This is a genomic window from Pseudomonas sp. LAIL14HWK12:I10 (assembly GCF_900184205.1).
GTDB lineage: Bacteria > Pseudomonadota > Gammaproteobacteria > Pseudomonadales > Pseudomonadaceae > Aquipseudomonas > Aquipseudomonas kermanshahensis.
Genome location: NZ_FXWU01000017.1, coordinates 14,974 through 37,682 on the forward strand (window position 1 = coordinate 14,974; position 22,709 = coordinate 37,682).

The window sequence follows — 22,709 nt, forward strand, 5'->3', positions numbered from 1 at the left end:
TTACTGCACAACCCCGCATGCCATCCGCGCACCACCACCGCCCAGTTTTTCCGGGTGGTCACTGTGGTTGTCGCCACCGGCATGCACCATTAACGCATGGCCTTTGAAGTCCGCAGCCTTGAGGCGTGGCGCGAGCACCGGATAGCTGGCCTTACCATCGGCACCCACGTACAGCGCCGGCAAGTCACCCCGGTGGCCGCTGTCATCGTAGGGGCCTTTATGCGCCTGGGTCGAATCCGGGTCCCAGTGGCCACCCGCCCCGCCAGCAGGCACCGGCTTGCCGTTCTCCTCGGTGGGTGCGCACGACGCATTCTGATGCAAATGGAAGCCATGCACGCCGGGCGGCAGGTCCTTGAGATCAGGGGTCAGACGCGTGCCGTATTGGTTTTGCTCGATGCTGATGGTCCCGATCGACTTGCCTGGGCCGTCGGGGCCTGCCAGCTTGAGTTCTACCGTCTGGGCGGCCTGCGCAAGGCCGGTGCTGGCCAGCAATGCAACGAAAAGCGCTGCTTTCATGTTGGTTCTCCATGGCGTGGGATGACGGGTGTCGTACCCAGGTAACAGTTGGGACTGCGCAGCCCGCCAGGTATTCCATTTGGCCACAGACTGAAACACTTACACGTGTGCGGTGTACCCTCAGGCAGGTTGCTTGCGCGGTGTCAGCGACACCCAGTAGCGGGTCCGATAATGCACCTGCAGCGGCAGGCTGGCAGCCAACAAGGCAAGGATGCGGTCGTTGTCGTCGAGCTGGAAGGTGCCGGTCACGCTCAGGCGCTCCAGGGCCGGGTCCCAACGCAGCAGCCCGGGGCGATAGCGGTCGAGTTCGCGCAATACATCGCCCAAGGGCTGGTTGTCGACCATCAACAGGCCTTGCTGCCAACCCGGTAACTGCGCGTCGAACGCCTCTATAGGCCCTGCCCCGCTTGCAGCAAGGGTTACCTTCTGCCCAGCCTGCAATGACAGCGCGCCGCCCTGGGCCGTTTGCAGGCGCACGGCGCCATCGCTGACCGACACGCGGTAGTGCTGCCCTTGCTGACGCACGCAAAAACTCGCCTGGGTAGCAAAGACAGCGCCTTGGGCGGTCTGCACCTGCAACGGGCCGACGCAGTCCACGGCAATCTCACCCCGTACCAGTTGCACAACGTGCTGGCTGCCCTGCACAGACAGGTTCACCGCGCTGGCAGTGTTCAAATGCACGCGCCCTCCGCCTGCCAGCACGTGGCCACGCCGTTCTCCGGTGGTGGTGTGCAGGTCGGCGCGCCAGCTGGCCACGGGTAGCTGGCGATAGCCATACCAAGCTAGCGGCGCCAGCGTGCCGATCGCCAGGGCCTGGCCCAGCAACTGGCGGCGGTCGGAGTCCGGGCGGTCCAGGCAGGCCACGGCAAGCGACGATGGCACGGCGGAAAACTGCGTGCGTAGGGCCTCGGCTTTTTGCCACAGCGCTTCATGGGCAGCGCTGCGTGCACGCCAGCGCTGTAGCGCGTCGACCTGGCCATCATCCAGTGGGCCAGCGTCCTGCAAGGCCAGCCACTGCGCGGCCTCGCGGGCCAGTTGACGAGCGCGGGCGTCGACGGGCGCGCTCACAACGCCACCAACAGGCAATGCGCGTACGCCTTGACCATGTAGCGTTTGACCGTACGCTCAGAAACCTGCAAACGCTCGGCAATGGTTGCGTAGTCGACCCCTTCCAACTGCGCCCACAAAAAAGCCCGGCGCACGGCGCGTGGCAGGCCGTCGAGCAGTTCGTCCAGGGCCTGCAAGGCTTCAAGCAGTATCCAGCGTTGCTCCGGCGAGGGTGCCAACGCTTCGGGCAGGTTGGCCAGGGCTTCCAGGTAAGCGCGCTCCAGGCTGCGTCGCTTGTAGTGGTTGATCAGCAGCCGCTTGCCCACGGTCAGTAGATAGGCCCTGGGCTCACGCAGGCTGGGTAGCGTCTGCCCGGGGTGCGCGGCGAGCACCCGCAAGAAGGTGTCCTGGGCCAAGTCGGCGGCCTCCCAGGCATCGCCCAGGCGGCGCGAGAGCCAGCCTTCCAGCCAACTGCGATGGTCGCGGTAAAGCGTGCCGAAGGAGGTTTCGTCTGCCGGGGTGGAGTCGGTCATTCAAGGGCACGCTAGCGGGCTAAAGGTATGAATGCGACTGATTCTAATTGCTTTTAGATCCCACCTCCAGCCAACAATTGCGTCATCACCTCGGCCAGTGCCTTGACCATCACGTCTGCCGTGGGCCGGTGGACGATGACAATTTCGTAGCTGTCGACCTCGGGCAACCCCTGCTCGCCCCCCAGCACCCGGTGCTCGCGCGTTGCCGCCCGCGGCGGTAGCAGGCTGATGCCCATGCCATCGGCGACTGCAGCCTGGATGCCACTGAGGCTGGAACTGGTAAAACTGATGCGCCAGCGCCGGCCCATGCCTTCGATGGCGGTGATCATGTCATCGCGGTACAGCCCGCGTGGCGGAAAGGTCACCAACGGGATCGGGTCGAGTTCAAAAGCCGGCGTGCGCGCACTGTCGATCCACTGCAGGCGCTCTGGCCAGCAGGCCACCCCTTCGCGGCTGTTGCGCCGCTGCTTCAGCAGCACCAGGTCGAGCTCGCCATTGTCGTAGGCTTGGCTGAGGTCACGGCACAGCCCGCTGGTCACTTCCAGTTTGACCTGCGGGTGCAGCCGGCTGAACGCCGACAGGGCGTTGGTGGTGCGCCCACCGACGAAATCCTCGGGCACGCCAAGGCGCACGGTGACACCGACCATCGCCCCTGCCAGCGCTTCGAGCATCTGGTCGTTCAAGGCCAGCATATGGCGGGCATAGCCGAGCAAGGTCTGCCCGGCGTCGGTGGGCAGCACGTCACGGTTGCCGCGCACCAGCAAACGGTGGCCGACCATTTCTTCGAGTCGGCGCACCTTCTGGCTGATGGTGGACTGGGTCGAGTGCAGGCGCGCGGCGGCGGTGGTGAAACTGCCGCAATCGGCCACCACGACGATCGCGCGCAGCAAGTCGAGGTCGAACAGTGCTCTATTCGATTTCACGCTGATAGACATCTGGGTATTCAACTTCTGAATGGCAAGGTAGCGTTCTATCACGCCACCTAATACCCCGCAACGCGCTTGCTCAATCGCCGAGTGCCGCGCCTTCGCGTCGCGGGTCGGCGCCCCCCGACCAGCCAGCGCCAGTGCGCTGGATGATCTGCATGCCGCTGGTCATGGTCATGGGCGTGACCTCGTGCCCCCAGGCCGCCAGTTGCCGGATCAGCGCCGGGCTGGTCAGCCCCGCTTCCACCTCGGTGCCGGCATTACGGCTGCCGAAATTGGGCAGGTTGCTGGCTTGTTGCGGGTTTAGTTGCCAGTCCAGCAGGCCGACTAGCGCTTTGTTCACGTAGCCGATGATCTGCGAGCCGCCGGGGGAACCGAGGCTGGCCACCAGTTCACCCGATGACCGCGAAAACACCAAGGTCGGCGCCATGGCCGACAAGGGGCGCTTGCCCGGCTCGACCCGGTTCGCCACGGGCTTACCTTGCTCCTGTGGCAAAAACGAGAAATCGGTCAGGTGGTTGTTCAGCAAAAAACCTTTGACCATCACGTGTGCGCCGAACGCCGCCTCCACTGACGTGGTCATGGCCAAGGCCTGGCCACTGTCGTCCACGGCAGAGAGGTGCGACGTGGAAATACGCAGCGGCGAACGGTCGGGGGCCATGGCCAGGTCGGCGCCCTGCGGGGTACCGGGGCGGGCGCGCTTCATGCTGTAGGTACCGATCTGGGCGGCGCGCCCAGCGAGGTAGGCAGGGTCGATGAGGGCTTTGACCGGCACCGGCACGTAGTCGCTGTCGGCCAGGTATTGGGCGCGGTCGGCATAGGCCAGGCGTTCGGCTTCGGCGATCACGTGAACCGCCAGCGGCGTGGGCTCCAGGCCGGCGGGCGATGACGTGGCGCGTGGCGCAAGTTTCGCCAGGTCATAGTATGGCGACGCGCGCTGTAGCGCTTCAAGGATGCCCAGTGTCTGCAGTACAGCGACCCCGCCCGAAGAAGGCGGCGGCATGCCACAGATACGCCACAGTTTGTACGGGCCACAGACCGGCTCCCGCTCGCGTGCACGGTACTGGCTCAGGTCCTGCAATGACAGTTGCCCGGCATTGGCATGCCCACGCACCTGGGCAACGATCGCTTCGGCCACCTCGCCGGTGTAGAACGCATCAGGCCCCTGCGCGGCGATGCGCGCCAGGGTCTGCGCAAGCTCGGGGTTGCGCAGCATCGTGCCGACCGGCAGTGGCTTGCCGTTTTCGCCAAGGAAATAGCGGGCCATGCTGGGTGAGCGGGCGACATAAGGGTCAGCTGCCAGCAAGGTGTGTAGACGCTCAGAGACTGGAAAGCCGTTTTGCGCCAGCGCTATCGCAGGCGCGAACAAATCCTGCCACGGCAGCTTGCCATGCTGTTCATGGGCCAGTTTAAGCGCCCGCAGCACGCCAGGAACGCCGACCGCGCGCCCACCGATTTGCGCCGCCCTGAATGGCATCGGCGATCCGTCGGCTTGCAGGAAGAGTGATTCCGTGGCCGTTGCAGGCGCCGCCTCACGGCCGTCGAACGCCTGCACACGCTTGCCGTCCCAATAGAGGATGAAGGCCCCACCACCAATGCCACTGGATTGTGGCTCGACCAGGGTGAGCACCATCTGCATGGCGATCGCCGCATCGATGGCACTGCCACCGGCGCGCAGCATCGCACGCCCCGCCTCGCTGGCCAGCGGGTTGGCAGCTGCGGCCATGTGCCGGCTGGCGTGGACGGGTTGCAAGGCGCTGCGGTAGCCGGACTGCAATTCTGGGGGTGGGGGTAGTACCTGGTCGGCCCAGGCTGGGCCAGCGGTGGTGGCCAGGCACAGGGCGGTTATCAGTTGCCGGGGACGTGATGAGAGGCTTGAGTGCATGGCGATGGATTTTTTTCGCTCTTGAGGTCGAGCGCCGCTGGCGCGGCGCTTCGCAGCACAAGGCTGCTCCTACAGTTTAATTCGGGCTAATTATGCCTGTGGACTCACCGGCCCGATACAAACTGTAGGAGCAGCCTTGTGCTGCGAAGCGCTGCGCCAGCGGCGCTCGATCTTTACCCCTACGCCACCTCTTCGAACGGCAAGCCCACATAGTTCTCGGCAATGTTCACCAACCCCGCCGGCGACGACAGGAAGTACTCGCGGTCAGCCTCCTGCATCTTCTGGTCCCAAGCGTCCTTGTGCGTGCCAAAGTCATGCAGCAACTGGGTCATGAACCAGCTGAAACGCTCGCCCTTCCAGACCCGGCGCAAGGCCAGCGGCGAGTACTGCTGCAACAGGTCGGTGCGCCCTTCGTGGTAGACCTTGACCAGGATCCGGTACAGGTAATTGACGTCCGATGCCGCCAGGTTGAGGCCCTTGGCACCGGTAGGCGGGACGATGTGGGCGGCATCGCCGACCAGGAACAGATGCCCGTACTGCATCGGTTCGACCACCAGGCTGCGCAGCGGGGCAATGCTTTTTTCCAGCGCAGGGCCGGTCACCAGGCTCGCCGCCACGTCCTCGGGCAAGCGGGCCTTGAGCTCGTCCCAGAAACGCTCGTCGGACCAAGCTTCGACCTGGTCGTCCAACGGCACTTGCAGGTAGTAGCGGCTGCGCGTCTGCGAGCGTTGGCTGCACAGCGCGAAGCCCCGCTCGTGATGGGCATAGATCAGCTCGTGATTGACCGGCGGGGTGTCCGACAACAAGCCCAGCCAGCCAAACGGATACACTCGCTCGTACTGCTTGAGCACACCCTCGGGGATGCTCTGCCGGGAAACGCCATGGAAGCCATCGCACCCGGCGATGTAGTCACAGTCCAGGCGGTGAACCTGCCCGTCCTTTTCGAACGTGAGGTACGGACGCTCGCCTTTGAGCTCATGCGGCTGCACATTGCTCGCCGCGTAGATGATCGGTGCACCACTGGCTTCACGGGCTTGCATCAAGTCACGGGTGACCTCGGTCTGGCCGTAGACCATCACCGTCTTGCCACCGGTCAGGGCCTTGAGGTCGAGGCGCTGGCGACGCCCGCCGACCAGCAACTCGACGCCTTCATGCACCAGCCCTTCGCGGTCCATTCGCGCAGCCACGCCGGCCTCACGCAACAGGTCGACCGTGCCCTGCTCCAGCACGCCGGCACGGATGCGGCCGAGCACGTATTCGGGAGTCTGGCGTTCGACGATGACCGTCTCGATGCCGGCCTTGTGCAGCAACTGGCCGAGCAGCAGGCCGGAGGGACCTGCACCGATGATTGCAACCTGAGTTTTCATTGTTGTTGTCTCTAGTCGGGCGATGCCGGCCCTGGACTGGCAGTGGCATGGCATCTGCTGTTAGGGTTTACACCTGCATTTTTACTGGCAAAGGCTGCCGGTTAAGTGTGCTATTCCATGCAAAACCTGCACTTTTACAAAAAACGTTCGATTAACGGACAGGCAAAACCGCATGAAATCCACCCTCCCCGGCATTCCGTTGTTCCAGCTGTACGGCGAAAACCAGGCGTGGCCTGGCACCGACCTGTTGCACTGCGAGTCGATCCCGGCACGCAGCCGCTTGCACCACTGGGAGATCAAGCCGCACCAGCATGCCGAGCTGTTCCAGTTGCTGTATGTGCAGCGTGGCCAGGCCGAGGTGGAGATCGAAGGTGTCCGCAGCTCGATCAGCCAGGCCGCCATCCAGGTGGTACCGCCACTGACCGTGCACGGCTTTCGCTTCAGTGCCGACATCCAGGGGCATGTACTGACCTTCGGCACCGCGCTGGTGGCCGAACTGGAACAGCAACTGGGCGCGCCCGTGGGCATGCTGGCCACGCCGGCGTGCTATGCGTTGGGCAAGGACCGCCAGCGTTTACGCAGCCTGATCGACACACTGCAGCAGGAATACCAGGGCAATGCCCCGGCACGGGCGACGATGCTGCAGGCGCTGGTGACCGCGTTGATGGTCTGGATCAGCCGCCGGCAGCAACTGGGCCAGGCGCCCCGTAACCGTGACGAACGGGACCGGCAGTTGCTCGGGCAATACCTGCGCCTGGTCGAGGCGCATTACCGCGAGCATTTGTCCGTGGAGGACTTCGCCGCGCGCCTGAACGTCTCGAGCCTGCAACTCAACCAGCTGTGCCGGGCACTGAGCGGGCAAACGGCTTTGCAGGTGGTGCATCAGCGGCTGCTGCTGGAGGCGCGGCGCAACCTTCTTTATACGCGCATGAGCATTGGGCAATTGTCGGATAGTCTCGGGTTTACCGACCCCACCTACTTCGCGCGGTTTTTCAAGCGGCTGAGCGGGCAGACGCCCAATGGCTATCGCCGGGTGGGGGTGCCTGAATAGCGCCCCTGCTTGACGTAAACGTCAACCTGCATTCAGGATAGCCCCATACCCCACGCCGAGCCCCCGCATGAGCCTGCAGACCTACAGCATCTCCGACCTGTCCCGCGAGCTGGACATCACCACCCGTGCCATCCGCTTCTACGAGGAACAGGGCTTGCTGAGCCCCGAGCGACGTGGCCTGGAACGCATCTACTCGGCGCGTGACAAAGTCAGCCTGAAGCTCATCCTGCGCGGCAAGCGCATTGGTTTTTCCCTCGCCGAATGCCGTGAACTGATCGAGCTGTATGACCCCACCAGCGGCAACCTGAAACAGCTCAACAGCATGCTGGTGAAAATCGCCGAACGACGTGCCCAGTTGGAGCAGCAGATGCTCGACATCCACCAGATGCAACTGGAGCTCGACACCGCCCAGGAGCGCTGCGAGCAGGCCCTTGCCGCGACCTTGAACAATAAAGACAACCGTTGACCCGCCACAGGAAACCCGCCATGCCCTTGCCTAAAGAAGTCCGTCTGGTCGAAGTAGGCCCCCGCGACGGTCTGCAGAACGAAGCCCAGCCCATCAGCGTCGCCGACAAGGTGCGCCTGGTTGACGACCTTACCGAAGCAGGCCTTGCCTACATCGAAGTCGGCAGCTTTGTCTCGCCCAAGTGGGTACCGCAGATGGCTGGTTCCGCAGAGGTGTTCGCAGGCATCGTGCAGCGCCCCGGTGTTACCTATGCCGCCTTGGCGCCGAACCTGCGCGGCTTCGAAGATGCGCTGGCTGCCGGGGTGAAAGAGGTGGCGGTGTTTGCCGCAGCGTCCGAGGCGTTCTCGCAGCGCAACATCAACTGCTCGATCAGCGACAGCCTCAAGCGCTTCGAGCCGATCATGGAGGCTGCGCGCAGCCACGGCGTGCGCGTGCGTGGCTATGTGTCGTGCGTCTTGGGCTGCCCTTATGAAGGCAAGGTCAGCGCCGAACAGGTCGCCCCGGTCGCCCGCGCCCTGCATGACATGGGCTGCTACGAGGTATCGCTGGGCGACACCATCGGTACCGGCACTGCGGGCGATACCCGCCGGCTGTTCGACGTGGTCTCGGCCCAGGTGCCGCGCCAGCAGTTGGCCGGGCACTTCCACGACACCTATGGCCAGGCCTTGGCCAACGTCTATGCCAGCCTGCTTGAAGGTATCAATGTGTTCGACAGCTCGGTGGCCGGGCTGGGGGGCTGCCCCTATGCCAAGGGCGCCACCGGCAATATCGCAACCGAAGACGTGGTGTACCTGCTACAGGGGCTGGGCATCGAGACGGGCATCGACCTGGACCGCCTGATCGCCGCAGGGCAACGCATCAGCACGGTGCTGGGCCGCGCCAATGGGTCGCGAGTGGCGCGCGCACGCAGCGCGCACTAGTCACACGGGTGTCACATGAATGTGGGTGGAGTGTTACCTCCCCCACGTTTCGCAGCAAAAAATCGGGTAACAGGGAAACAAATCGACAAAATTTCAGGTCGAGCGTTTTCAACCAAAACACCTAAGTGCTTGATTTTAAAGGATTTGAAAAAGTTGGCACGGGCCATGCTATATCTTTGGTACAAGAACAATAAAAATGTGACACCCAATAAAAACAACAGGTAACGGCTCTGACATAACAAGAACAACACGGCAGAGGCGTAGCAAGCAGATTTTTTTGGAGTAGACACGCTTTTCAGGGGTACGCCCCGCGGTCTGACACAGAACAATAAAACTACCTCAAGGTAGCGGCAGTCAGCATCGGATCAGTCATGATGAAAGCAGGTCAGCGCTCAAAAAAATACGTTTGTTCTTGACCCCGCATGGGGGTCGCCCGCGACACAAAGACAGGCTGACAAAAACAACAAAAGGCCGTCTTCAATAATAAAAAGAGCAGGCAACAACGCTTTGGGGGGAGCTTCGGCTCCCCTCAGTGCTTCCTGCCCTCCTCCTCGCTCTGTTTCTCCTCATCCTGTTTCTCGACCTTGTCCACCAACATAGGCATCGTGCCCAGCACCAGCAGTGCCAGCACCGTGCTGATCAATGCCGTGGCTTCGCGCCCCATGCCGGCGGCCGTACCGATCGCGGCAGTCATCCACAGCCCTGCTGCGGTAGTCAGCCCTTTCACATGGCTGGTGTCTTGGCCGTTACCCTTGAGAATGGTACCCGCCCCCAGAAAACCGATCCCGGCGACAATGCCCTGGATCACCCGGCTTAGCGCCTGCTCGTCGGCCCCGGCCATGCTTGGCGCCAACACGAACAGCGCAGCGCCCAGCGAGACCAGCATGTGGGTGCGCACGCCGGCAGACTTGCCTTTGTGCTCACGCTCAAAACCCAGCACCGCACCCAGCACGGCCGCCATCAGCAGGCGCACCAGCACTCGCGTGACTTCGCGCTCGTCGCCGAGGTCGGCGAACTCGGCCTGAATGGTTTGCCAAATCGGATGCCACCAAGGGTTCATCGTGACGCTCCTAATCAGAATGCGCTGGGGCTGCCTCTGTGAGAGTTGACTCGCGCAGCGCCGGCAAGTGCGATACATCCCGCCCAGCGGATCGATGCAGCAACCACCTCTGCACAGTGGTCACACGTGTAACCGCCACCAAGAGGACATTCCCATGCCGGTTGAAATCGACGAAAGCACCCGCCGTTGCACGCTCATCGGCGACCATGTGCACCTCGAAGGCGATGGCCCTGCCATCGAAATCATCACCGATGAGCAGCTGCGCATGTCGGTGGCGGTGCTGGCGGGGGAACGGGTGCCGATCACCGAAGCGGAAGCTGATGCCCTGACCGTAGCGGGTGCGGTGGATAGCCGCAGGCATCTGAAGACCAGCGTGCCAGGCTCGGTAATCTAAGGCCTGGCGTGGTTTTGCTGATCATCTGATACGGTTTTTATCGCCAAACCTGAGCCTGTGCTGATAACAGCTCGGGGGCCATAGTGCTCATGCCTGATCGAGGCCTGATGAGCACCGAGCCATGAACGATAGAATCCCCTTTACCGAGATCGCCGCGCCCGCAAGTTCAGCCGCCAAACGCCACGTTGACAGCGGCCTTCACACCCGCAGTTTCACCGGGCTGTACCGCAACCTGCGGATCGGTTTTGCGGGGGCGTTGTTCGCACTGTTCTTCGGCACCGCCTGGCTGACCTGGAACGGCCGCCAGGCAGTGCTCTGGGACTTGGGCAGCAGCAAGTTCCATATCTTCGGCGCAACCTTCTGGCCGCAGGACTTCATCCTGCTGTCTGCGCTGTTGATCATCTGCGCCTTTGGCCTGTTCGCCATCACGGTCTACGCCGGCCGTGTGTGGTGCGGGTACAGTTGCCCACAAAGTACCTGGACCTGGTTGTTCATGTGGTGCGAAAAGGTCAGCGAAGGTGACCGCAACCAGCGCATCAAGCTTGCCGCTGCCCCCTGGAGCCTGGAAAAACTGGCCCGTCGGGCGCTCAAGCACAGCCTGTGGCTGGCCATCGGCTTGCTCACCGGCCTGACCTTCGTCGGCTACTTCACCCCGATACGGCCCCTGGCGGCAGAACTGTTCACCTTGCAGTTGGGTGGCGTCGCGCTGTTCTGGGTGTTGTTCTTCACCGCCGCCACCTACATCAATGCCGGCTTGCTGCGCGAGGCGGTGTGCCTGCACATGTGCCCTTATGCCCGCTTCCAAAGCGTGATGTTCGACAAGGACACCCTGGCGGTGGCCTACGACCCGCGCCGCGGCGAAACCCGTGGCCCGCGCAAGAAAGGCAGCGACGCCCACGGCCAAGGCCTGGGCGACTGCATCGACTGCACGATGTGCGTGCAAGTCTGCCCTACCGGCATCGACATCCGCGACGGCCTGCAGATGGCCTGTATCGGCTGCGCGGCCTGCATCGACGCCTGTGACGGGGTTATGGACAAAATGGGTTATGCCCGCGGCCTGATCGGTTACAAGTCCGAGCACAGCCTGCAGGGCGGCACCACCCACTGGCTGCGCCCGCGCCTGTTGGGCTACGCCGCGGCACTGGTGGTGATGATCGGCGCGCTGGTAGTTGCCTTGCAACTGCGCCCGATGGTGTCGCTGGACGTGATCAAGGACCGTGGCCTGTTCCGCGAGAACGCCCAAGGCCAGATCGAGAACATCTACCTGCTCAAGGTCATCAACAAGACCGAAAGCACCCAGCGCTATCACCTGCGTCTGCTGGACGCTGACGGCTTCACCCTGCAGGGCAAAACCGAGTTCATCATCCCGGCTGGCGAAATGAGCGAACTGCCGGTCTCGGTGGCGATGCTTGCAGAACGCCCGACCAGCAGTTCGCAAACCTTGAGTTTCGAAGTGCAGGAGAGTGACGAACCTGCCGTGCGCAGCGTGGCACAAAGCCGCTTCGTCGCACCGATGAACCGCTGATCCCTTACACTGTTTTTCCACCTTGCCTGCCAGGCTTCGACAGAAGGCCAGAATGAAACGCTACGAACGATTCGCCGATGACATTGCCGAACTGATCCGCTCGGGTGTGCTAGGCCCTGGCCAGCGGGTGCCCTCGGTGCGCTATGCCAGCCAGACCCACGGGGTCAGCCCATCCACGGTGTTCCAGGCCTATTACCTGCTGGAACGGCGCGGGTTGATCCGCGCGCGCCCGCGTTCGGGGTACTTCGTCAACGCCCATGCACCGCGCCAGTTCTGCGAGCCGCAGGCCTTGCAGCCGGTCAGCGAGTCCACCGATGTCGACGTCAGCGCGCTGGTGTTCTCCATCCTCGACTCGATAAAGGACCCCAACACCGTGCCGTTCGGTTCGGCCTTCCCAAGCCCCGAACTGTTCCCGCTGCAGCGTTTGTCGCGCTCGCTGGCCAGTGCCAGCCGTGCGATGGACCCGCGCATGGTGGTCACCGACCTGTCGCCCGGCAACCCTCAATTGCGCCGGCAGATTGCCCTGCGCTACATGGTCGGCGGGCTGATGCTGCCGATGGAAGAGCTGCTGATCACCAATGGCGCGCTGGAAGCCCTGAACCTGTGCCTGCAAGCCGTGACCGAACCCGGCGACCTGGTGGCGATCGAAGCGCCGGCCTTCTATGCCTGCCTGCAAGTGTTGGAGCGGCTCAAACTCAAAGCTGTGGAAATTCCCGTTCACCCCCGCGAAGGCATGGACCTGAGCGTGCTGGCGCAGACCCTGGAGAAGCACCCGGTCAAGGCCGTATGGTGCATGACCAACTTCCAGAACCCGGTTGGCGCCAGCATGCCGGAGGCCAAGAAGCAGGCGCTGGTGGAGTTGCTGGCACGCCATCAGGTGCCGCTGATCGAAGACGACGTCTACGCCGAACTGTATTACGCGCAACAGGCGCCCAAACCCGCCAAGGCCTTCGACACCCAAGGCCTGGTGATGCACTGCGGTTCGTTCGCCAAGAGCCTGGCGCCCGGATACCGCATCGGCTGGGTGGCCGCCGGGCGTTTCGCGCAGAAGATCGAACGCCTCAAGTTGATGACTTCGCTCTGCGCATCGATGCCGGCACAGGCGGCCATCGCCGACTACCTGCAACACGGCGGCTATGACCGCCACTTGCGCAAGCTGCGCTACGCGCTGGAAGGCCAGCAAGCCAACATGCTCGCCGCCATCTCCCGCCACTTCCCGGCGCAGACGCGGGTCAGCCAACCGTCTGGGGGCTACTTCCTGTGGCTTGAACTGCCAGAGCAGATGGATGCGCTCAAGCTGTTCCACATGGCCTTGGCCCAGGGCATCAGCATCGCGCCCGGCCCCATCTTTTCACCGACCCGTCGCTTCGGTAATTGCATCCGCCTGAACTACGGCAGCCCCTGGCATGACGGCGCCGAAAAGGCCATGGAAACCCTGGGGCGAATCATTCGTTCATTTTGATAGCTGTCAGCCTGCGCCGCGTCTATAGTTGCCCGATCCGCTCACCGGTTCGCCACCATGCAGCCAGTCACGCAAGCTTCCTACGAGCAACTGCAGGCACGTGTCGCAGAGCTTGAAACCCTGCTGGCCCAGCGCGGTGACATTGCGCAGGCAAACAACAATCTGCTCGGCGAACTGGTCGATAACAGCTTGGCCAACGTATTTGCAGCCGACCGCAAAATGCGCCTGTTGGCGATCAATCGCACAGCCCGCGAAACCTTCCAGCGGTGGCGCGGTTTTGTGCCGCAGATCGGCGATTACATCCCGCAGTTTCTGGCCAACCAACCGGACATCATGGGCCGCTTGGCCCCGGTGTGGCCGCGCCTGCTGGCCGGCGAAGCGTTCATCGACACCATCGCCCTCGGGCCACCTGACGCCCTGCGCCACTATGAAATCCGCTACCACCCGCTGCTCGACGCGCAGCAGCGCATCCAGGGCGGCTATATGTTCGCCTACGACATTACCGAGCGCATTGCCGAGCAGGAACGCCTGCACCAAACCGAAGAGGCGCTGCGCCAATCACAGAAAATGGAAGCGGTCGGCCAATTGACCGGTGGCATTGCCCATGACTTCAACAACCTGCTTGGCAGCATCCTCGGCGCACTGGAGCTGGCCGAGCAACGCCTGAGTCAGCATCGTGTGTCCGACACCGCCAGGCTGCTCGAACTCGGCAAGAACAGCGCGCTGCGTGCAGCCTCGCTGGTGCAGCGCCTGTTGGCTTTTTCCCGCCAGCAGACACTGCTGCCGCAACCCGTCGATGTACAGCGGTTGGTGGCCGGCATGCACGACCTGATCCGCAGTTCGATCGATGCGCACATCGACTTGCAGGACCGGACACTGGCCGGTCAGTGGTCGATCCGCATCGACCCCCAACAGTTAGAAAACGCCCTGCTGAACCTGTGCATCAACGCCCGCGATGCCATGCCCCTGGGCGGCACCCTGCGCATTGGCTGTGAGAATGCCGAGCTCGACGACGAGCAGGCCCGCCGCCTGGACGTGCCGCCAGGGCAATTTTTGCACATACGGGTGGACGACACTGGCATGGGCATGAGCAAGGACGTGATGCAGCGTGCCCTCGACCCGTTCTTCACAACCAAACCCATGGGCCAGGGTACTGGCCTGGGGCTGTCGATGGTCTATGGCTTCGTGCGCCAGTCTGGCGGGCAATTACGCATTGACAGCACGCCTGGGCAAGGCACCAGCGTCCACCTGTATCTGCCCCGGAACGAAAGCACCACCCCCGAGCATCCTTGCGCTGCGCCTGAAAATACTGACGCCAGGCCGCTTCACAGGCCACACCGGATCATGCTGGTAGAAGACCAAGCGACCCTGCGCCTGGTACTCGGCGAAGTGCTAAAAGAGCTGGGCCACGAGGTCCAGGTTTTCGAGGACGGCCGCAGCGCACTCCAGGCGTTGCAGCACAGCCCATTGCCTGACTTGTTGATCACCGATGTTGGCCTGCCCGGCGGCATCGACGGCAACCAGCTCGCAGAGGCCTATCGGGGCCTTGCCAACGAAGCACCGGTGATACTGATCACCGGCTACGACATTGCCAGCAGCATGGCCCTAGGCTGGCCTGCAGAGCGCACCGAGGTGCTGTCCAAGCCCTTCGAGCTCAAGGCACTGGGTGAGCGGATCGATCGCTTGCTGGGCGTGGATGCGCATTTGCGTTAAGGGTGTTCTCGCCCTTGGGGTGAACACGTTAGAGTTTGGGCCTTTAATTTCGTCGGACGTCGGCATGCCTTCCCGCGACCTGCTTTCCCTGCGCCAACATGTCGAAGACCTGGAGCGCCGTAACGCGCTGCTGGAGTCGCAGTTGGCGAGCCACCAGGAGCACGATCAGATCCTCTATCGTTCGTTGTTTGACACCATGGACGAAGGGTTCTGCATCATTGAATTCTTCGATGGGCCACATGGCCCATTGAGTGACTACGTGCATGTCGTGGCCAATGCGGCGTATGCGAAACATGCCGGCATCCCCAATGTGGTCGGGCAAAAACTGCGCGAGATGGTCCCCGATGAGGCCGACGATTGGGTAGCCCGCTACGGTGAAGTGCTGCGCACCGGCGAGCCGCTGCACTTCGAACAGGAGCTGGTTGCCACTGGCCATGTCCTGTCCGTCACGACCTTTCGCGTCGAACCCGCCGAGCGGCGCCAGGTGGCGGTGCTGTTCAAGGATGTCACCGCACGGCGTCGTGCAGAGCTGGCCTTGCAGCGCATGAACGAAGAGCTCGAAGAACGGGTCAATGCGGCGCTGGCAGAGCGCCGGTTGTTTGCCGAAGTGGTCGAGCACAGCCTGGCTAACGTGCACATGATCGATAGCAACATGCGCTGGCTGGCGATCAACCGGCAGGCCAAGCTGGAATTTCATTACCTGTACGGCGCCACCCCGGAAGTGGGCGACTCTGTGACCACGCTGATGGGCGACAACCTCACCGACCTGAACGTGATCATGCCGATGTGGCAACGTGCGCTGGGGGGCGAGCAGTTCACAATAACTCAGCGTTTCGGCAAGGGGGCTACACAACGGCATTACGAGCTGCGCTTCAACTGCCTGCGCGACCCTGATGGCGCGATTCTTGGTGCCTACTTATTCGCGTATGACATCAGCGAACGCGTCGCCGCCCAGCAGCGCCTGCTCAGCGCTGAAGAGGCACTGCGGCATGCGCAGAAAATGGAGGCCGTGGGGCACTTGAGTGGTGGCATCGCCCATGACTTCAACAACCTGCTGGGTAGCATTCTGGCGGCCCAGGAATTGATGCAGCAACGCTTGCAACAGGCGCGTCACGACCAACTCGGCAGCCTGCTGGACGTTGCCAGTGGCGCGGCGCAGCGTGCCGCCGCCGTCGTGCATCGCCTGCTGGCGTTCTCGCGCCAGCAGACGCTGCAACCCCAGCCCACCGATGTCACCCAATTGGTCAATGACATGGAGCAGCTGGTCCGTGGCAGCATCGGTCCGTCCATCCAGTTGCACAGCCACTTCCCGCAGCACCTGTGGCCAACGTTCATCGACCCGCCACAACTGGAAAACGCCCTGCTCAACTTGTGCATCAACGCCCGAGACGCACTGCCAGAAGGTGGCGCGATTACCCTCAGCGGCGACAACCTGACCCTTGACCTGCAGCGTGCCCAAGGGCTCGACCTGGCTGCAGGCGATTACCTGCGCCTTGGGGTCAAGGACAACGGGCGAGGCATGTCGGCAGAGGTCGCGGCGCGCGCCGTGGATCCGTTCTTCACCACCAAGCCGATGGGCCAGGGCACTGGCCTTGGGCTTTCCATGGTTTACGGCTTCGTGCGTCAGTCAGGGGGGCAGATGCGTATCCTGTCCAAGCCCGATGAAGGCACGCTGGTCGAACTGTATCTGCCCCGCCACCTTGCGTGGCAAGCGATGAACAGCTTCCAAACCCCGGCTCAGCGCCCGGCGAGTTGCAACACCGTGCAGGCTGGGCAAATCGTGCTGGTAGAAGACCAGGAGCCCCTGCGCTTGGTCATCCACGAAGTACTCGAAGAGCTCGGCCATGACGTCCAGGCATTCGCCGACGGCCCAAGCGCGCTGGCGTACCTCGAGCGCTGCCCGCCGCCGCACCTGCTGATCAGCGATATCGGCCTGCCCGGGGGCCTGAACGGTCGGCAGGTCGCCGACCGATGCCGCGTACGGCACCCGCACATAAAAGTGCTGTTCATCACCGGTTACGATGAAAGCGCTGTACTCAGCCACGGCCAAACCCTGGAAGCATCCAGTGTATTGACCAAACCCTTTGACCTGGCGGCACTCGTGGAAAGGGTCGCACAGCTGCTGATGCATTAGCGGCCTGTGGTTTATCGATGGAGCGAAATGAATGCCCGGTGAATGCTTGAATACAACCGATGAGCTGGAGGGTTTACGCCAGCGAATCGATCAGCTCGAACAGCAAAACAGCCAGTTGAACAGCGAACTGTTGCGCTTGAACGCACGCGCGCAGGCGTCGGAAGGCTACCGCTTTCTGTTCGAGAACATGGAAGAAGGCTTCTGCATCATCCAGTTCATCGATGGACCGCTTGGGCCGTTGAGCGATTATGTACACCTGATGGCCAACCCGGCTTACTGCAGGCATGCCGGGCTGCCCAATGTCGTGGGCCGGACCCTGCGGGAAGTGATACCCGACGAGGCCCATGTCTGGCTGGACTACTTCGGCACCGTGGAGCGGACTGGCAATCCGCTGTACTTCGAGCATGAGTTGCTTGCCACCGGCCGCTGCCTTGGCCTAGCGGCAATCCGTATCGAACCGGCCCACAACCATCAGGTGGCGGTGATCTTTCGGGATGTGACAGCGCGCAAGCGCGCTGAGAGTGCCCTTCAAGACCTCAACGCAGCGCTTGAGCAGCGTGTCGAACAAGCCGTGGCGCAGAGCCAGAAGGCCGAAGAGGCTTTGCGCCAAGCGCAGAAAGTCGAGGCTGTAGGTCAGCTGACAGGGGGCGTTGCGCACGACTTCAACAACCTGCTCGGCGGCATACTCGGCGCACTGGAGCTGGCCAGGGACAGGGTGGCCATCGACCAGCCCAAGGCAACCATCACCCCCTTGCTGGAAAGCGCCCATAGCGCGGCACAACGGGCTGCGGCGCTTGTTCATCGATTACTCGCGTTCTCCCGTCAACAGACCTTGCAGCCACGCGCCACCGACGTCGCGGTGCTGGTCACCGGCATGCTAGACCTGATCAGCCGCAGCACCGGCCCCCACATCGAACTCGACTACCAGTGCAGCGACGCTTGCTGGACGGTGCATATCGACCCTCCTCAACTTGAGAGCAGCCTGCTCAACTTGTGCATCAACGCACGCGATGCCCTGCCCGACGGGGGCAGGGTCCGTATCGCCCTGTGCAATGTCTCGTTGACCAGCGAGCAAGCTGCGCAGCTTGAGCTGACGCCTGGCGACTACCTCTGCCTCAGCGTTGAAGACAACGGCAGCGGCATGACGGATGACACCCTGACGCGCGCTGTGGACCCGTTCTTCACCACCAAACCGCTCGGCCGCGGCACGGGCCTGGGGTTGTCGATGGTCTTCGGTTTTGTGCGCCAGTCCGGTGGGCAACTGCATATTGCATCGTCCCAGGGCCAGGGCACCACGGTGCGCTTGCTGCTGCCGCGACACCACGCGCAGCCTGCCCCTGCCGTACTCAAACCCGCTGTACCGGCACCGCGCTCCAATACAGGCGCGACAAAGCGAATCGCCGTGGTCGAGGATGTCAGCGCCATGCGCCTGGTGATTGCTGAAGTGCTGCATGACCTGGGCCATGAAGTAATGATGTTCGAAGATGGCCCCCAAGCACTTGCAGGCTTGGCAGAGCAACCCGCGCCCGACCTGCTGATCAGCGACGTGGGCTTGCCGGGCGGGATCAACGGGCGCCAGTTGGCCGACACGTTGCGCGGGCGTTACACCGGGCTCAAGGTGCTCTTCGTCACGGGCTACGACGAAAGTGCAGCGCTGGCTAACGGCAACCTGGAAACCGACATGCGCGTGCTGACCAAGCCCTTCAGCCTCGAAGCACTGGCCGAGCAGGTCGGCCAGTTACTGGAAGGATAAGGCGCCTCAGCGCCCGCCGCCCAAATCGACGAAGCTGCCGGTGGAATACGAGGCCTTGTCCGAGAGCAACCAGACAATGGCCTCGGCAACTTCTTCTGGCCGGCCGCCGCGGCCCATGGGCAACCCGGGTTCGAGCTTGGCGACCCGGTCCGGATCACCGGAAAGCGCATGGAAGCCGGTGTGTATATAGCCTGGGCGCACGCCATTGACCCGCACGCCCTCGCCTGCCACTTCCTTGGCCAAGCCAAGGGTGAAGGTATCCAGCGCGCCTTTAGAGGCCGCGTAGTCGACGTATTCGTTGGGCGAGCCCAGGCGCGCAGCCACTGAAGAGACGTTGACAATCGCCCCGCCCTGCCCGCCATGCCGACGCGCCATGCGCAACAGCGCATGTTTGGCGCAAAGCATGGGCCCAACGACATTGGTCTTCATCATCTTGAGCAAGCGAAACTCGGACATCTCCTCGACACGGCTCTGCTGGCCGATGGTGCCCGCGTTGTTGACCAGCGCAGTCACCGGGCCAAGCGCCTCATCGACACGCTGGAACAGCTGAATGATCTCATCCTCGATACTGACATCAGCCCGCACCGCAATCGCTTCGGCGCCAAGCGCGCGAACCTGCCCAAGAACGCGCTCGGCAGCCTGGTCATCCGCGTGGTAATTGATGCAGATACGATACCCCTGCCGAGCGGCCAGCAGGGCTGTCGCCGCGCCGATACCTCGGCTGGCGCCAGTAATGACGATGACATTCTCCATGGGCCTGCCAATGCTGTTGAAAGTGGGCTTTCGACAATAGGACAAATGCCAACGCATGGGAATGCCACCCCTTCCCAAGGCGCACAATCGCACGCGACATTGACCCAGCCCTTGATCCAGCTCTTGATCCAGCTCTTGATCTTGATCTTGATCTGGCTTTTGACCTTCAGCGACTCAGGAGGCCGAGCGCAGGCCTTGCGGAGGGAGGTGACGGGCAAGGATGCCCGTCAAGCGCTGGGGCCCAGGATGGGCCCTGCAGCGCGGTCCTCCCGGGAGCAAGGCCGTAGCGAGGGGACCCCGAAGCGCAGCGTAGGGGCCGGATGATGGAGCGCAGCCCTTTTTGGTTACTTTTTGGGGCGTTTGCCAAAAAGTGACCCGCCGTAAGGGCGGAAAGGTGACTAAGCGTCGCCCCGGCAACTGGCCCCTGCCTATCTCTCAATACCAGCGAAGGCCCCATCTTTAGCCAAAGAATCAATGCCCCGCAGAAGCCGGCCCAGCCTTAGCCGTAAACGGCGGCCGCGCAAACCAAACCAACAAAATCAACCCCGCAAACACCCAAGTCATCATCATGAAATAGTCCACCGTAGACATCATGTAAGCCTGCGCATTGACGATCTGCTCCAACCGCGCATAGTTCTGCACACTGGCCCCCCCAAGCTGCTCCAGCGTATGCCGCGTCGCCGGATCAAACTGGCTGATATTCTCACTCAGATACGCATGATGCTGATCCGCCCGCCGTATCCAGATCCACGTCGTCAGCGACGCCGCAAAACTCCCCCCCAACGTACGCAGAAAGGTCGCCAGCCCCGAGCCATCGGCAATCTGATGCGGCGGCAAGTCCGACAGCAAAATGCTCAACGTCGGCATGAAGAACAGCGCCACGCCAATCCCCATGAACAACTGCACCAACGCCACATGCTGGAAGTCCACCTCACTGGTAAACCCAGCCCGCATGAAGCAGCTCGTGCCTATCGCCAGAAACGCCAACCCCGCCAGCAGCCGCAAGTCGAACCGGTGCGCGTACTTGCCGACAAAGGGCGACATGATCACCGGCAACAGCCCGATGGGCGCCACCGCCAGCCCCGCCCAGGTCGCCGTATAACCCATCTGCGTCTGCAGCCACTGCGGCAAGATCAGGTTGATACCGAAGAACCCCGCATAGCCCCCGACCAACACGATGGTGCCGACCCGGAAGTTGCGGTGCACGAACAGCCGCAGGTTGACCACCGGATGCCGATCGGTCAGCTCCCAGATCACGAACACCGCCAGGAACACCACCGAGATCAAGCTGCCCATGATGATGAACGACGACTCGAACCAGTCCAGGTCATTGCCCTTGTCGAGCACCACCTGCAACGCCCCCACCCCCACGATCAGCGTCAAAAGGCCGATGTAGTCCATCGGCTGGCGGCTGGTCACCACCGGCCGCGAGCGCATCTGTTGGCGTACAACAGCGGCGGCAAACAGCCCGATCGGCACGTTGATGAAGAAGATCCACGGCCAGCTGTAACTGTCGGTGATCCAGCCCCCCAGTATCGGCCCGGCAATCGGCGCCACCACCGTGACCATCGCCAACAGCGCCAGGGCCATCCCCCGTTTCGCCGGCGGATACACCGCTATCAGCAAGGTCTGGGTCATCGGGTACAACGGCCCCGCCACCACGCCCTGCAACACACGAAAGCCCACCAGCTCCGGCATCGACTGGGCGATGCCGCACAAGAACGATGCCAGCACGAACAACAACGTGGCCCAGATGAACAGCTTCACCTCGCCAAAGCGCCGGCTCAGCCAACCCGTCAGCGGCAAGGCGATAGCGTTGCTCACGGCGAACGAGGTGATCACCCAGGTGCCCTGCTCATAGCTCACCCCCAGGTTGCCGGAAATGGTCGGCAAGGCCACGTTGGCGATGGTGGTGTCGAGCACCTGCATGAACGTTGCCAGCGACAGGCCGATGGTGGTCAGCAACAGACTCGGCGGCGTGAACTGGGCGGCAGCCTGGTTGCTCATCGCTGCGCCGTCTTGCCGGATGCGCTGTTCTCGTGAATCAGCCGGGCGATCAGGTTATCGGCATCGACCAGTTGGCGGTCGTACACCTGTGTGGTGTAGCTGGCCTGCTGCGGCGGTTGCTGGGCCAGGGTCGGGCCACTCTGGTCGTGCAAGTCGACCTCCACCAGCGTCGACAGGCCGATACGCAGCGGATGGTCCTTGAGCTGGTCCGGGCTTAGGTGAATACGCACCGGCACCCGCTGCACGATCTTGATCCAGTTGCCGGTGGCATTTTGCGCCGGCAGCAGAGCGAACGCGCTGCCAGTGCCGGCACCGAGGCTGTCGACCGTGCCGCTGTACTTGACCGCGCTGCCGTACAGGTCGGCGCTGATTTCCACCGGCTGGCCGATACGCATGTCGCGTAGCTGGGTTTCTTTGAAGTTGGCATCGATCCACACCTGGTCCAGGGGGATCACCGCCATCGTCGCGGTGCCCGGCTGCAGGCGTTGGCCCAGTTGCACGGTGCGCTTGGCGACATACCCGGTCACCGGCGCCACCAAGGTGGTGCGGGCGTTGTCGAGGTAAGCCTGGCGCAGGTCGGCAGCGGCTGCCATCACTTCAGGGTGCGAGGAGACCACGGTGTCGTCGACCAGCGCGGTGCTGGTGTTGAGCTGCTGACGGGCACTGGCCAGGGCGCTCTGGGCCACACTCAGGTCGTCACGGGCGTGGGAGATTTCTTCTGCAGCAATCGCACCGCTGTCGGCCAGCACCTTGCGCCGGTTGTAGTTGTCCTGGGCCTTTTGCAATTCGGCCTGGCGCGTCTGCAACTGGGCCTTGAGCCCATCGACGTTACTGTACAGGCCACGCACCTGGCGCACCGTGCGCGCCAGCTTGGCTTCGGCAGACTGCAGCGCCACCTCGCTGTCGGACGGGTCGAACTGCAGCAGCACTTGGCCGGCGTGAACCAGGTCGCCGTCATCGGCACCAATGCTGGTGACGGTGCCGGTCACCAGCGGGGTGATCTCCACCACGTTGCCATTGACGTAGGCGTCATCGGTGCTTTCGTGCCAGCGCCCGACCAGGGAATACCAGGCCCAGGCGCCGACACCGCCAAGTATCAGCAGCAGAAGCAGGCCAAGCAGCCAGGCCTTGCGTTTGCGCGACGGCGCAGGTGGGTCGGCAGGGGTTGGGGTGTCTGTGGAAGTGGCCATGACAATA

Annotated in this window: 19 protein-coding genes; 9 read left to right on the top strand and 10 right to left on the bottom strand. The window is 63.0% G+C overall.

Annotated features, from left to right (window positions below; all coding sequences use genetic code 11):
• From sodC to pobA, 6 genes are all read right to left on the bottom strand, one after another.
• Complete coding sequence (sodC, locus tag QOS90_RS25390) at window positions 1–516, bottom strand: superoxide dismutase family protein (protein ID WP_085274254.1); 516 nt, start codon at window positions 514–516, stop codon at window positions 1–3.
• A 120-nt stretch (window positions 517–636) separates the two neighbouring features.
• Window positions 637–1,584 (bottom strand): FecR domain-containing protein, encoded by a 948-nt coding sequence (locus tag QOS90_RS25395; RefSeq protein WP_085274255.1) that lies wholly within the window; start codon window positions 1,582–1,584, stop codon window positions 637–639.
• On the bottom strand, window positions 1,581–2,096 hold the full coding sequence (locus QOS90_RS25400) for a sigma-70 family RNA polymerase sigma factor (protein ID WP_085274256.1): 516 nt from the start codon (window positions 2,094–2,096) through the stop codon (window positions 1,581–1,583). Before QOS90_RS25400 ends, QOS90_RS25395 begins: the two co-directional genes overlap by 4 nt.
• Before the next feature lie 53 nt (window positions 2,097–2,149).
• Window positions 2,150–3,031 (bottom strand): LysR substrate-binding domain-containing protein, encoded by an 882-nt coding sequence (locus QOS90_RS25405; RefSeq protein WP_085274280.1) that lies wholly within the window; start codon window positions 3,029–3,031, stop codon window positions 2,150–2,152.
• 70 nt (window positions 3,032–3,101) lie between these two features.
• Complete coding sequence (gene ggt, locus QOS90_RS25410; RefSeq protein ID WP_033694027.1) at window positions 3,102–4,907, bottom strand: gamma-glutamyltransferase; 1,806 nt, start codon at window positions 4,905–4,907, stop codon at window positions 3,102–3,104.
• 179 nt (window positions 4,908–5,086) lie between these two features.
• Window positions 5,087–6,274, bottom strand: coding sequence for a 4-hydroxybenzoate 3-monooxygenase (gene pobA / locus QOS90_RS25415; protein WP_027593541.1), 1,188 nt, complete (start codon window positions 6,272–6,274; stop codon window positions 5,087–5,089).
• 172 nt (window positions 6,275–6,446) lie between these two features.
• Between pobA and QOS90_RS25420 the strand changes: the two genes are divergently transcribed.
• The 3 genes from QOS90_RS25420 (at window position 6,447) to QOS90_RS25430 (ending at window position 8,711) form a co-directional block, all read left to right on the top strand.
• Window positions 6,447–7,325 carry a helix-turn-helix domain-containing protein gene (locus QOS90_RS25420; RefSeq protein ID WP_027593542.1) on the top strand — a complete coding sequence of 293 codons (879 nt, stop codon included), beginning with the start codon at window positions 6,447–6,449 and terminating at the stop codon, window positions 7,323–7,325.
• A gap of 67 nt (window positions 7,326–7,392) precedes the next feature.
• Window positions 7,393–7,791, top strand: a complete 399-nt coding sequence (locus QOS90_RS25425; protein ID WP_027593543.1) for a MerR family transcriptional regulator — start codon at window positions 7,393–7,395, stop codon at window positions 7,789–7,791.
• Window positions 7,792–7,811: 20 nt separating this feature from the next.
• On the top strand, window positions 7,812–8,711 hold the full coding sequence (locus QOS90_RS25430; protein ID WP_027593544.1) for a hydroxymethylglutaryl-CoA lyase: 900 nt from the start codon (window positions 7,812–7,814) through the stop codon (window positions 8,709–8,711).
• Between the two features lie 529 nt (window positions 8,712–9,240).
• On the opposite strand, the gene QOS90_RS25435 is transcribed toward QOS90_RS25430, so the two are convergent.
• Entirely contained in the window at window positions 9,241–9,771 is a 531-nt protein-coding gene (locus QOS90_RS25435) for an MgtC/SapB family protein (RefSeq protein WP_027593545.1), read from the bottom strand.
• 154 nt (window positions 9,772–9,925) lie between these two features.
• Between QOS90_RS25435 and QOS90_RS25440 the strand changes: the two genes are divergently transcribed.
• The 6 genes from QOS90_RS25440 to QOS90_RS25465 all read left to right on the top strand — a co-directional run bounded on the left by QOS90_RS25440 (window position 9,926) and on the right by QOS90_RS25465 (window position 18,752).
• Window positions 9,926–10,165: a DUF3203 family protein gene (locus tag QOS90_RS25440; RefSeq protein WP_027593546.1), complete on the top strand. Its 240-nt coding sequence runs from the start codon at window positions 9,926–9,928 to the stop codon at window positions 10,163–10,165.
• A 121-nt stretch (window positions 10,166–10,286) separates the two neighbouring features.
• Window positions 10,287–11,690 (top strand): cytochrome c oxidase accessory protein CcoG, encoded by a 1,404-nt coding sequence (ccoG, locus tag QOS90_RS25445; RefSeq protein WP_027593547.1) that lies wholly within the window; start codon window positions 10,287–10,289, stop codon window positions 11,688–11,690.
• Window positions 11,691–11,742: 52 nt separating this feature from the next.
• Window positions 11,743–13,152 carry a GntR family transcriptional regulator MpaR gene (mapR, locus tag QOS90_RS25450; protein WP_027593548.1) on the top strand — a complete coding sequence of 470 codons (1,410 nt, stop codon included), beginning with the start codon at window positions 11,743–11,745 and terminating at the stop codon, window positions 13,150–13,152.
• Between the two features lie 57 nt (window positions 13,153–13,209).
• On the top strand, window positions 13,210–14,865 hold the full coding sequence (locus QOS90_RS25455; protein ID WP_085274257.1) for a PAS domain-containing hybrid sensor histidine kinase/response regulator family protein: 1,656 nt from the start codon (window positions 13,210–13,212) through the stop codon (window positions 14,863–14,865).
• A 64-nt stretch (window positions 14,866–14,929) separates the two neighbouring features.
• On the top strand, window positions 14,930–16,999 hold the full coding sequence (locus QOS90_RS25460) for a hybrid sensor histidine kinase/response regulator (protein WP_085274258.1): 2,070 nt from the start codon (window positions 14,930–14,932) through the stop codon (window positions 16,997–16,999).
• A 46-nt stretch (window positions 17,000–17,045) separates the two neighbouring features.
• Window positions 17,046–18,752 carry an ATP-binding protein gene (locus tag QOS90_RS25465; protein WP_256577548.1) on the top strand — a complete coding sequence of 569 codons (1,707 nt, stop codon included), beginning with the start codon at window positions 17,046–17,048 and terminating at the stop codon, window positions 18,750–18,752.
• Between the two features lie 6 nt (window positions 18,753–18,758).
• On the opposite strand, the gene QOS90_RS25470 is transcribed toward QOS90_RS25465, so the two are convergent.
• The 3 genes from QOS90_RS25470 to QOS90_RS25480 form a co-directional block, all read right to left on the bottom strand.
• Entirely contained in the window at window positions 18,759–19,505 is a 747-nt protein-coding gene (locus QOS90_RS25470) for an SDR family oxidoreductase (protein ID WP_085274260.1), read from the bottom strand.
• 471 nt (window positions 19,506–19,976) lie between these two features.
• Entirely contained in the window at window positions 19,977–21,512 is a 1,536-nt protein-coding gene (locus QOS90_RS25475) for a DHA2 family efflux MFS transporter permease subunit (RefSeq protein WP_085274261.1), read from the bottom strand.
• The gene (locus QOS90_RS25480) at window positions 21,509–22,702 is read right to left on the bottom strand and encodes an HlyD family secretion protein (protein WP_027593554.1); all 1,194 of its coding nucleotides are present in this window, start codon (window positions 22,700–22,702) and stop codon (window positions 21,509–21,511) included. Before QOS90_RS25480 ends, QOS90_RS25475 begins: the two co-directional genes overlap by 4 nt.
• Between the last annotated feature and the right edge of the window lie 7 nt (window positions 22,703–22,709).

Excerpts from the sequence above, each read along its gene's own strand:
- QOS90_RS25420 (WP_027593542.1), top strand. The coding sequence starts at position 6,447 with ATGAAATCCACCCTCCCCGGCATTCCGTTGTTCCAGCTGTACGGCGAA.
- QOS90_RS25425 (WP_027593543.1), top strand. The coding sequence starts at position 7,393 with ATGAGCCTGCAGACCTACAGCATCTCCGACCTGTCCCGCGAGCTGGAC.
- QOS90_RS25440 (WP_027593546.1), top strand. The coding sequence starts at position 9,926 with ATGCCGGTTGAAATCGACGAAAGCACCCGCCGTTGCACGCTCATCGGC.
- QOS90_RS25405 (WP_085274280.1), bottom strand. The coding sequence starts at position 3,031 with ATGTCTATCAGCGTGAAATCGAATAGAGCACTGTTCGACCTCGACTTG.
- QOS90_RS25430 (WP_027593544.1), top strand. The coding sequence starts at position 7,812 with ATGCCCTTGCCTAAAGAAGTCCGTCTGGTCGAAGTAGGCCCCCGCGAC.
- sodC (WP_085274254.1), bottom strand. The coding sequence starts at position 516 with ATGAAAGCAGCGCTTTTCGTTGCATTGCTGGCCAGCACCGGCCTTGCG.
- QOS90_RS25455 (WP_085274257.1), top strand. The coding sequence starts at position 13,210 with ATGCAGCCAGTCACGCAAGCTTCCTACGAGCAACTGCAGGCACGTGTC.
- QOS90_RS25470 (WP_085274260.1), bottom strand. The coding sequence starts at position 19,505 with ATGGAGAATGTCATCGTCATTACTGGCGCCAGCCGAGGTATCGGCGCG.
- ccoG (WP_027593547.1), top strand. The coding sequence starts at position 10,287 with ATGAACGATAGAATCCCCTTTACCGAGATCGCCGCGCCCGCAAGTTCA.
- pobA (WP_027593541.1), bottom strand. The coding sequence starts at position 6,274 with ATGAAAACTCAGGTTGCAATCATCGGTGCAGGTCCCTCCGGCCTGCTG.
- QOS90_RS25435 (WP_027593545.1), bottom strand. The coding sequence starts at position 9,771 with ATGAACCCTTGGTGGCATCCGATTTGGCAAACCATTCAGGCCGAGTTC.
- QOS90_RS25475 (WP_085274261.1), bottom strand. The coding sequence starts at position 21,512 with ATGAGCAACCAGGCTGCCGCCCAGTTCACGCCGCCGAGTCTGTTGCTG.
- mapR (WP_027593548.1), top strand. The coding sequence starts at position 11,743 with ATGAAACGCTACGAACGATTCGCCGATGACATTGCCGAACTGATCCGC.
- ggt (WP_033694027.1), bottom strand. The coding sequence starts at position 4,907 with ATGCACTCAAGCCTCTCATCACGTCCCCGGCAACTGATAACCGCCCTG.
- QOS90_RS25400 (WP_085274256.1), bottom strand. The coding sequence starts at position 2,096 with ATGACCGACTCCACCCCGGCAGACGAAACCTCCTTCGGCACGCTTTAC.
- QOS90_RS25460 (WP_085274258.1), top strand. The coding sequence starts at position 14,930 with ATGCCTTCCCGCGACCTGCTTTCCCTGCGCCAACATGTCGAAGACCTG.
- QOS90_RS25480 (WP_027593554.1), bottom strand. The coding sequence starts at position 22,702 with ATGGCCACTTCCACAGACACCCCAACCCCTGCCGACCCACCTGCGCCG.